Annotated in this window: 7 protein-coding genes, 1 pseudogene and 1 riboswitch; of the genes and pseudogenes, 4 read left to right on the plus strand and 4 right to left on the minus strand. The window is 43.2% G+C overall.

Going from position 1 to position 5547, the window contains the following annotated elements:
* Window positions 1-323: 323 nt before the first annotated feature.
* A riboswitch (Lysine riboswitch) is annotated at window positions 324-501 on the plus strand.
* 112 nt (window positions 502-613) lie between these two features.
* From AB4653_RS23025 to AB4653_RS23040, 4 genes and pseudogenes are all read left to right on the plus strand, one after another.
* Window positions 614-2206: a Na+/H+ antiporter NhaC family protein gene (locus AB4653_RS23025; RefSeq protein ID WP_029223134.1), complete on the plus strand. Its 1593-nt coding sequence runs from the start codon at window positions 614-616 to the stop codon at window positions 2204-2206.
* An 82-nt stretch (window positions 2207-2288) separates the two neighbouring features.
* Window positions 2289-2663 (plus strand): annotated as a pseudogene (locus AB4653_RS23030) (transcriptional regulator); the annotation flags it as partial.
* A gap of 1 nt (window position 2664) precedes the next feature.
* Window positions 2665-3180 (plus strand): regulatory protein ToxS, encoded by a 516-nt coding sequence (locus tag AB4653_RS23035; RefSeq protein ID WP_009847344.1) that lies wholly within the window; start codon window positions 2665-2667, stop codon window positions 3178-3180.
* Between the two features lie 150 nt (window positions 3181-3330).
* Window positions 3331-3642: a SelT/SelW/SelH family protein gene (locus tag AB4653_RS23040; protein ID WP_017096855.1), complete on the plus strand. Its 312-nt coding sequence runs from the start codon at window positions 3331-3333 to the stop codon at window positions 3640-3642.
* A gap of 30 nt (window positions 3643-3672) precedes the next feature.
* Here the strand turns inward: AB4653_RS23040 and yfcE are convergent, their stop codons facing one another.
* From yfcE to AB4653_RS23060, 4 genes are all read right to left on the minus strand, one after another.
* Window positions 3673-4218 carry a phosphodiesterase gene (yfcE, locus tag AB4653_RS23045; RefSeq protein ID WP_009847346.1) on the minus strand — a complete coding sequence of 182 codons (546 nt, stop codon included), beginning with the start codon at window positions 4216-4218 and terminating at the stop codon, window positions 3673-3675.
* A 47-nt stretch (window positions 4219-4265) separates the two neighbouring features.
* Window positions 4266-4673 (minus strand): CBS domain-containing protein, encoded by a 408-nt coding sequence (locus tag AB4653_RS23050; protein ID WP_009847347.1) that lies wholly within the window; start codon window positions 4671-4673, stop codon window positions 4266-4268.
* Entirely contained in the window at window positions 4670-5020 is a 351-nt protein-coding gene (locus tag AB4653_RS23055) for a P-II family nitrogen regulator (RefSeq protein WP_009847348.1), read from the minus strand. The genes AB4653_RS23050 and AB4653_RS23055 overlap by 4 nt, the downstream gene beginning before the upstream one ends.
* A partial coding sequence (locus AB4653_RS23060; RefSeq protein WP_372105412.1) for a DUF1538 domain-containing protein occupies window positions 5010-5547 on the minus strand: 538 nt, incomplete at its 5' end. The genes AB4653_RS23055 and AB4653_RS23060, both read right to left, overlap by 11 nt.

Genomic DNA, 5547 nt, shown 5'->3' on the forward strand with positions numbered 1-5547 from the left:
GAATAAAACAAATAGTATTTCTTCTATTAGTTATTTAAATAAGAAAATGAGACGAGTGTTTTAAGATGAAAAGATAGACTTCTAATGAACTTATAATAACTATTAAGAATATCTTAAAAAAAACAGGTGATATCTGATATGTGTTAAGTGGAGTAATCCGTAAAAGTTGACTATTCTTCTATTGATTACTTCATTAACAAAAAGCTTATTTTTCTCGGAATGATATGTTGCATTGTTGCTCTTGATGGGTACAATTGCGGCTACCTGATGCGGTGCTTTGGTTAATCTGTTGTTAAACTCTGGTTTACACGGTTAATAATGTTACCGCACGTAGAGGTGCAATTATAAAGAGTAGTTTTCGTTGGGGTGATGCCAATGAACGGGAATGAAAGGTGTAATTGCCGAAGTAAATTGTATATCTAAGCAATTTGCTGGGGTTGTGCTCAATAGGTACAACACTGCCATAGTCTTAATTTTAAACTATGGAGCGCTACTGTAGGGTTGGGTGAAGTGTTCACTTCCCTTTCGCTTAGTTCAACATGAGCTTGATAAGCCGTATCAAGTTTATCTGCAGTAGATCTCTAGCCAAATAAAAAACTGGTTTTTGAAGATCATGAATTTAATAGATTTTGCAACATCGCCTTTATCGCTGCTTCCTCCCTTGGTTGCCTTGACTCTTGCTATTGTTACCCGCCGTGTATTAGTTTCCTTGGGTGTCGGTATCGTCATGGGTGCGATTCTACTTGCTGACTACTCAGTAGGTAACGCAGCTAGCTACGTCTTTACTAAAGTATCTGGTGTTTTCATCGAAGATGGTGGTATTAACACTTGGAACATGAGCATCGTTGCTTTCCTAATTATCCTTGGAATGACAACGGCATTATTAACACTATCTGGCGGTACTCGCGCATTCGCTGAGTGGGCACAGTCTCGTGTTAAGAGCAAACGTGGTTCAAAACTACTTGCTGCATTTTTAGGTGTATTCATCTTTGTTGATGATTACTTCAACAGCTTAGCGGTAGGTGCCATCTCTCGCCCTGTAACTGACCGCTTCTACGTATCTCGCGCTAAGCTAGCTTATATCCTAGATTCAACTGCTGCTCCTATGTGTGTGATCATGCCGGCTTCTAGCTGGGGAGCTTACATCATCACTATCATTGGTGGCATCTTAGTGACACACGGTGTGACAGAGTATTCTGCACTGGGTGCTTACGTTCGCCTTATCCCAATGAACTTCTACGCTGTGTTCGCGCTATTAATGGTGTTTGCTGTTGCGTGGTTTGGTTTAGATGTTGGCAAAATGCGCGAGCATGAGATCGAAGCCTCTCAAGGCCGTGGTTTTGAAGGTGATAATGATCAAAAGCAAGCGCACGATCTAAACGAAGAGCTGGATATTCAAGAGAGCGAAAACGGTTCTGTTTCTGATCTCGTTATGCCAATCGTAGCGTTAATCGTCGCGACGGTTGCAGCAATGCTTTACACCGGTGGCCAAGCGCTTACTGCTGATGGTCAAGCATTCAACTTACTTGGTGCATTTGAAAATACAGATGTAGGTAAGTCTCTGGTTTACGGTGGTGTTATTGGTTTACTCGTTGCGCTAGCAACGGTATTCAAACAGAAACTGCCTATGGCTGATATCACAAGAACAATGTGGATTGGTGCAAGCTCAATGTTTGGCGCTATCCTTATCCTTGTATTTGCATGGACGATTGGTTCTGTTATTGGCGACATGAAAACAGGTTCGTACCTATCCTCTCTAGCAACAGGTAACATCGATTACCACTGGCTACCGGTTATCTTGTTCCTTCTTGCTGGCCTAATGGCATTCTCGACAGGTACATCTTGGGGTACGTTCGGTATCATGTTACCGATTGCGGGTGACATGGCTGCTGCCTCTGACATCGCGCTAATTCTTCCTATGCTAAGTGCGGTTCTTGCGGGTTCTGTATTTGGTGATCACTGTTCTCCAATCTCGGATACAACGATTCTGTCTTCTACAGGTGCGCGTTGTAACCACATTGACCACGTATCGACTCAGCTCCCTTATGCGCTGTCTGTGGCGTTCGTATCGTGTATTGGTTTTATCACCCTAGGAATGACATCATCAACTGGCATTGCATTTGGCGCAGCGTCTCTAACGTTTGTTGCGGTATGTTTTGCATTGGCTTATTTCTCTCGTTGCAAGATAGCAACGTGTAAAAGCTAATCATCATTTGATTGAATAATGAGAAGGGAGGCGTTTGCCTCCCTTTTTTTGTGTTCGTTAATTTAATTTTAAATTTCGTGAAAAAAGTTCGAATAAATGGTTAACGTTTGGAATGTTACTTGTCGCTTTCATTATGCCAATACTCGTTTTAACGTTAAAGAACCCAGCAGAGTCAGAGTTTCGAACATTAGCAGAGGTTAATGGTGTCAAAGTTCAAACCCCAATCAACCATCCAACTCTGACTAGTTGGCTGCCAGCGATAGAGAAATGTGTATTGCGTTACAACACCAGCCACACTGGCATGCTAAAGCCAACTGAGGTGATTGCAACAGGCGGACAAGGTAACAATCTAGCTCTAAACTATATTCACCCTCAAGATTACTCGAGCGAGAATGTAACTCTAAGAATTTACGCAAACCAGTCGGATGTACACGACATTTGTAACGGTGGTCAGTAACATGAAATTAAAATTATCCATTATTTTACTGGTTATCTCTGCTTTCTTGAGCGGCTGGTTATACTGGGGTAGCGATGCAAAGATAGAACGCTTGCTTACGCAACACGAATGGCAATCGAAAATGGTGACTCTGATTAGCGATATCAAGCAAGAGGATTCAATCGGGCCACTGCGTAAGGTTGAGCTATCATCGAATGCGAAGTATTTGCCAAACGGTACGTATCTGAGAATGGCTGTAGTTAAACTGTATGGCACTCAGACTGCACCCGCAAACGTCATCAATATTTCCGAAACCGGTCAGTGGGATATTAACGATAATTACTTACTGATTTCACCAACGGAGTTTAAAGATGTCACTTCTGCTGAGCGACAAGACTTTTCAGAGGAGCAACTCGAGCTGATCACTCAAGTGATTAAAATGGATGCAGAACAAAGCCGACGCATTGATATTATTAATCAGAAAGCACTGCTGCTCACTAGCCTAAATCATGGTTCTACGGTGTTATTCTCAAACTAATACTGTCTCAAACTAAAATCAGATTAAGCTAAAACTCAACAGTGATTTACTGTATATCATTAAACGATATACCAATAGAAAGGGGCATGATGCCCCTTTTTTATTAACTGTTGACATCAAACTACTGTTTTAGAATTTTTAGGGGTATCTATGAATACAGAACCAAGCTCGGTAAGTGCATCAATCACCAAGGCAACCATCGCAATACACTATTGTCGTCAATGCAATTGGATGCTTCGTTCTAGTTGGTTATGCCAAGAGTTACTGCATACTTTCAGTGAAGAGATAGAGCAAGTGAGTTTACACCCTGATACCGGAGGTCGATTTGAGGTTTTTTGTAATGGAATACAGATTTGGGAAAGAAAAGCGGACGACGGTTTTCCTGAGGCTAAAGTTCTGAAGCAAAGAGTACGAAACATCATTGCTCCAGACAGAGACCTCGGCCACGTAGACTCAAAGTGAGCCTTTTCTAACGCCGCCGATTGAGTTTATTTAAAGCTCGCCACTCACGAGAACATCACCTTCAAGGCTAATGACTTTAAAGATATTATTTTCATAGATGCCATAGCTCGCTGCGTGGCCATCTCGTGGGAATGTCACCGAGCTAGGATTAAAGATAAAGATGTCATCTTGGTATTCAGCAACAGGAATATGGGTATGACCATGGGCAATAATATCACCCGCCTTTAGCTCGGGGCGTTTATTGGTGTTGTACAAATGACCATGAGTTAGAAAAATACGTTGGCCTGATTCTAATAGTACCCACGAGTAATCCATCATCATTGGAAAAGACAACAACATCTGATCCACTTCGCTATCGCAGTTACCACGAACAGCAATGATCTCTTGAGAAAACGCATTCAACTTCTCTGCAACCGCCGGCGGATTGTATCCTTCAGGGATCGGGTTTCTTGGACCATGATTCAGAATGTCACCCAATAGCACTAAATATTGCGCACCAGACGCTTGGTAGAGTTCTAATACCCTTTCTGTTGCTGGCAGCGAACCGTGTAGGTCTGAAGCAAAAAATAATTTCACACGTACTTCTCCATAAAATTTATGAGCCTATTGTACGTATCTAACAGCTACACGTCATCTCTCGCCATACCGTTGATCACGATATTATTGTAACTAACCATACCGACTATTTTATGGTCACTGACCACAGGGGCACGACTGATACCAAAACGCTCAAACAAGCGTGCACAGTACTTCACATTCATATCGGCAGACACGCTTAGCGCTGGCTTGGTCATGATCTCATAAACATTGGTTCGCTTCGGAGAACGGTTCTTAGCCAGTACTTTCTTAGCAATATCATTCATCAATACGATGCCGTATTCGTCATCTTCGTGGCGCTTATCGACAATGATGGCTTTCACTTTATGCTTCTTAGCCATCTCTATCGCTTCCAACACAGTGGTTAGCCCATCGATAATCACATACGTATTAGCCATTACATCGCTTACTCGGATTTTTTCACTGCCACTCATAACTCGTCCTCCACAACCTTAGTTAATGTTTCAACTTGGTGCGCGACCCCGACTGCATCTTCGACATCGATCTGCACTGCTATCCCTTGCCCTGACTCTTGGTCAAACTCCCCGACTTCACCGATAGTTTCTAGAATATGCCTAGCTAGGTGCTCCTCGACGACAAACAGCAGCACATCTTTTTGCACCTCTAACGTTAACCCAAAGAAGGTGCGCTTTTGGTTTAGCCCCTGCCCTCTGGCATTGTTAATCACGGTTGCCCCTGTTGCACCCGCATCACGCGCGGCGTCGAGCACGATATCGGTCTTGCTTTCTTCTACAAACGCTAAGATAAGTTTAAAGCGCATCTTTGCTCTCCTTAGAGGATTGTGATCGGTTTAGCCATTGCGTTATTTGGGCATACCCCATCACGGATATAATTGGAAATAAGCTCGCGAAAGCAATCAACCCAAAGCCATCAATTACCGGATTTCTTCCTGGCACCGTTGACGCGAGTCCCAACCCAAGTGCCGTCACTAAAGGTACCGTCACCGTTGATGTCGTAACCCCACCAGAATCGTAAGCTAACGGAATAATCAATTTGGGCGCATAAAAGGTCTGAATAACCACAATGACATAGCCAGCAATGATGTAGTAATGAATAGGGTCGCCAGCCACGATGCGATAACTACCTAGCGATATGCCAATCGCTACACCTAACGCCACGGAGATCCTCAGCCCGTTAACACTGATACTGCCACCGGAAACTTGGTTTGCCTTAATAGCAACGGCGATCAAAGAGGGCTCGGCTATCGTGGTACTGAAACCAATACAAAACGCGAAAAGGTAAACCCAGTAATAGTCAAACCAAACTAAGGCAAGGCCTGAACTGACC

The sequence above is a fragment of the Vibrio sp. 10N.222.48.A3 genome (assembly GCF_041475345.1).
GTDB classification, from domain to species: domain Bacteria; phylum Pseudomonadota; class Gammaproteobacteria; order Enterobacterales; family Vibrionaceae; genus Vibrio; species Vibrio tasmaniensis_A.

Bases quoted from the DNA above. Each gene is read 5' to 3' on its own strand.
- AB4653_RS23040 (WP_017096855.1), top strand. From the start codon at position 3,331: ATGAATACAGAACCAAGCTCGGTAAGTGCATCAATCACCAAGGCAACC.
- AB4653_RS23050 (WP_009847347.1), bottom strand. From the start codon at position 4,673: ATGAGTGGCAGTGAAAAAATCCGAGTAAGCGATGTAATGGCTAATACG.
- AB4653_RS23025 (WP_029223134.1), top strand. From the start codon at position 614: ATGAATTTAATAGATTTTGCAACATCGCCTTTATCGCTGCTTCCTCCC.
- AB4653_RS23035 (WP_009847344.1), top strand. From the start codon at position 2,665: ATGAAATTAAAATTATCCATTATTTTACTGGTTATCTCTGCTTTCTTG.
- AB4653_RS23055 (WP_009847348.1), bottom strand. From the start codon at position 5,020: ATGCGCTTTAAACTTATCTTAGCGTTTGTAGAAGAAAGCAAGACCGAT.